Below are 3,268 nucleotides of genomic sequence, written 5' to 3'. Positions count from 1 at the left end.
CCCGTTTTCGCAATACTCGGCAATGGGAGACGGACTTTCCGGATCGGGCCAGGCACAGCTTGGGCAATCGAAACCATCCTTTTGATTCATTTTAAAAAGTGCGGGAAAAGAGCGTATTACACCCATTTCTTTAAAGCTGTGCTTTAATGCTTGGTAAATCCCCTGGGTGCCAGCAGCAATACGCGTTGGTTCCCTGACCTCAAGATCCGAAAAGTCATCGGGTCCGCGATGGGATACGTTGCGTTCTGTGAATTGTTTTTTTTGTGACATATTCGGGCTTAGACCATGTCTTCTTTCTCAAGTTTGGGATTGGGGTAATTATCCGACTGGTCTTCCTCCCGCCGGTCGAGGCAAACAAAATCTTTTTCCAGCAATAAGTGGAGCGAGGAACCATCCCCCGTGTTCACGATTTCTTCAAATCCCACTTTTTCGTTGGTCTCCCACCCCAGGAGCCTATCCTCGTTTACGTACAGAGTGACCCCGTCTTTTGTAAACTCTGCTTGCATTCCGGGCCTGGACGATCTCACTACCGAGTAAGAAAATATGTTTGATTTGAAACGGGTCTCTTCCCTGAATTTCCCATTTCTGCAGAGGGCCTCCACCTCCGATTTTGTGAGGCGGAAACGGATAGAATTCCCTTTGATCCTGATTTTCATAGGTTGTTATGCATTACACCTTCCACTTTGGGAATACCCTAAGTTACGACAAGTCCGGAAAACGGGTGTTTTTATTTACATGGTACTTTCCCAAAAGAAGTATCTTGCGGGCCATGAAAGTGCCCAGACCTCACCGCTATGTCCTGATATGCTGCTGTTGGCTTGGGCTTATTCCTTTTGGAAGGGCCCAGGAATACCTGGATCTGGCATCTGTTTCCTACACTACCTCCTTCAATAGCAATGTCCTGGATGAAGACCGGGACACGTCTATTCAGGAATGGAGCCTGAACCTCGATCTTCCCCTTGTCCTCAATGAAGATACGGCCCTGCTATTTGGTCTGAGCAGCAATAAGATCGGGGTGGAACTTATCCCCTCTCCGGAACCAGATACTGACCTTTATTCGATAAGTCTCAGGCTTGGCGTGAATCATGTGTTTTCAGAACGATGGTCTGCAACCTTTCTCTTGATTCCTAAGGTAGCTTCGGATTTTACAAGCGGCTTCCGTAAAGGCAACCAGATCGGAGCGGTAGCCCTGCTGACGAGTAAAAGGGATGTGCGACTGAAGTATTCCTATGGCCTGTATGCCAACAAAGAAGAGTTTGGTCTGCTGCTGGTCCCTATTCTTGGGGTATATTACAAAAGCCCGGACGATCGTTTTGAAGCCGACGTCTTTGCTCCGGCTAGGATAGATCTCAACTACCGACTTGGGGAGCGCACCTCCACCGGCCTGCGTTTCGACGGACTGGGCACCTCCTTCAGTATACAGAATCCCGGGTATCCGGATCATTACGTGACCCGAGTCTCGAATGACCTGTACGCTTACGGACAATATGACCTTACCCCTAGTATCCTCTTACGGGCGAAACTCGGGTATGCCTTCTTTCGTAACTTTAAGGTTTATGAAAATGATGAAAAGATCGACCTGTCTCTGGTGGGGATCTTCTTCGGGGACGAGAGGGAGATCCTGAACCAGGATATTCGCGACAGTTTTCAGTTCAAACTGGAAATGGTGTACCGGTTTAATTTTAAGTCGGATCCAAAGCTTCCACAATAAAGAAATATGAAAAATCTCATTCGTGCCATCGTCGCAGGGTACGGCGCCAAGAAGATCGGTGGCGGCCGTTGCGGCTGCATCGGGACCATTTTTGTTTTCCTGCTCCTTTATTGGCTCCTCGGATATGTCTTCGAAGTGTTCTGAGGAATAATCTGAAGGAAAACCCTACTTTTGGCGGGTGAAAATCCAAAGGAAATCCCAGCTGGAATTTGTCGGGTTGATGGCAGCCCTTATGTCCATCGCCGCCCTGGCCCTGGATGCACTGCTACCGGCACTCGACCTCATTGGCCGGGACATCGGTACTACCAGCCTTGCCCAGAACCAGATGCTCATTACCCTGTTCTTCCTCGGGCTGGGCGTCGGGCCCCTCCTCTTTGGGCCTGTCTCAGACAGCGTGGGAAGAAAGCCTGTGGTCTACATAGGTTTCGGTTTATTTGTCTTCGCGAGTTTCCTCTGCGTGTTTTCGGATCATTTTGAGACCATGATCGCCGGAAGGATCCTGCAGGGGGTCGCACTTTCAGCTCCGCGCACCATCAGCGTAGCCATGATACGCGACAAGTACAGCGGAGACCAGATGGCGCGGATCCTGTCCTTTGTGGTCGTGGTCTTCATCCTGGTACCCATCGTAGCTCCCACCCTTGGGAAGTGGATCCTAGATGCCATGGGATGGGAGGCAATTTTCCATGTACAGGTGGCTTTCGCAATCCTCGTAGCCCTGTGGTTCTGGAGACGTCAGCCGGAGACCCTGGTCCCTGAGAAGAGAAATTCCTTTCGTTTCAGTGTCTTTATCAACGGGTACAAGGAGCTGCTGAATTACCGACAGACCATGATCTTCACTTTTATTTGGGGCTTTATCACGGGTTCTTTTCTGGTCTATCTCAGCACGGCACAACAAGTGTTTGAGGATCAGTACCTCATGAAGGAGTCCTTCCCTTATATTTTTGCCTGCCTGGCGATCACCATAGGAACCGCGACCTTGCTGAACGGAACCCTGGTCTTGCGCTTTGGGATGCTGCGCCTGGTGACCGTTGCACTGGGATGTTATATCCTGGTTCCTTTGCTGTATGTGATCTTATTTTACGGACAGGGAAATCCCACCTGGTGGGTGGCTCTTGGGTTTTTCGGGATGCAATTCTTCGCCGTGGGCTTTGTGTTTGGCAACCTGCGGGCCCTCGCCATGGAACCGGTTGGGCACATCGCCGGGATCGGATCAGCCATTACCGGTTGCGTGGCTACCGTGATGGCCGTACCTATTAGCGCCTTTATCGGAAGTTACGTGAAGGTAAGCATCCTGCCTATCTTCCTGGGCTTTTTGGTTTGTGGAACGATAGCCTATGCCTTGTTGGGGTATTTCTACCTGTCAAAAAGGTTCGCAAAACACGGAAATTGACCCCCCGGCTTAGAAACATTCTAAGCAGTATTCTTATCTTTACCGCCTAATGATTTTTGAATGCTGATCTGGGTCGCGTTTATTTCCCTCATTATCGTCTTTCTGGCTATGGACCTCGGTGTTTTCAACAAGAGGGACCATGTGATCCGCAGTAAGGAAGCTAGCTT

The 3,268-nt window shown here is 50.0% G+C and carries 4 protein-coding genes and 1 pseudogene; 3 read left to right on the top strand and 2 right to left on the bottom strand.

Annotation, left to right across the window (positions count from 1 at the left end; translation table 11 throughout):
* Both ABYP73_RS12490 and ABYP73_RS12485 read right to left on the bottom strand, forming a co-directional pair.
* Positions 1 to 270, bottom strand: a pseudogene (locus ABYP73_RS12490) (hypothetical protein); the annotation flags it as partial.
* 8 nt (positions 271 to 278) lie between these two features.
* On the bottom strand, positions 279 to 656 hold the full coding sequence (locus ABYP73_RS12485; protein WP_372974550.1) for a hypothetical protein: 378 nt from the start codon (positions 654 to 656) through the stop codon (positions 279 to 281).
* A 113-nt stretch (positions 657 to 769) separates the two neighbouring features.
* Between ABYP73_RS12485 and ABYP73_RS12480 the strand changes: the two genes are divergently transcribed.
* The 3 genes from ABYP73_RS12480 to ABYP73_RS12470 are packed head-to-tail and all read left to right on the top strand — an operon-like array spanning position 770 to position 3,101.
* On the top strand, positions 770 to 1,711 hold the full coding sequence (locus tag ABYP73_RS12480; RefSeq protein ID WP_372946046.1) for a DUF6268 family outer membrane beta-barrel protein: 942 nt from the start codon (positions 770 to 772) through the stop codon (positions 1,709 to 1,711).
* Positions 1,712 to 1,717: 6 nt separating this feature from the next.
* Positions 1,718 to 1,855: a hypothetical protein gene (locus tag ABYP73_RS12475; protein ID WP_372946045.1), complete on the top strand. Its 138-nt coding sequence runs from the start codon at positions 1,718 to 1,720 to the stop codon at positions 1,853 to 1,855.
* 34 nt (positions 1,856 to 1,889) lie between these two features.
* Entirely contained in the window at positions 1,890 to 3,101 is a 1,212-nt protein-coding gene (locus ABYP73_RS12470; RefSeq protein WP_372946044.1) for a multidrug effflux MFS transporter, read from the top strand.
* Positions 3,102 to 3,268 lie beyond the last annotated feature (167 nt).

It is taken from the genome of Muriicola sp., from assembly GCF_041567615.1.
Classification (GTDB): domain Bacteria; phylum Bacteroidota; class Bacteroidia; order Flavobacteriales; family Flavobacteriaceae; genus Muriicola.
This window is presented reverse-complemented; position numbering and strand designations above follow the sequence as displayed.

Coding starts and splice junctions, on each gene's coding strand:
- ABYP73_RS12485 (WP_372974550.1), bottom strand. CDS start 656: ATGAAAATCAGGATCAAAGGGAATTCTATCCGTTTCCGCCTCACAAAA.
- ABYP73_RS12480 (WP_372946046.1), top strand. CDS start 770: ATGAAAGTGCCCAGACCTCACCGCTATGTCCTGATATGCTGCTGTTGG.
- ABYP73_RS12475 (WP_372946045.1), top strand. CDS start 1,718: ATGAAAAATCTCATTCGTGCCATCGTCGCAGGGTACGGCGCCAAGAAG.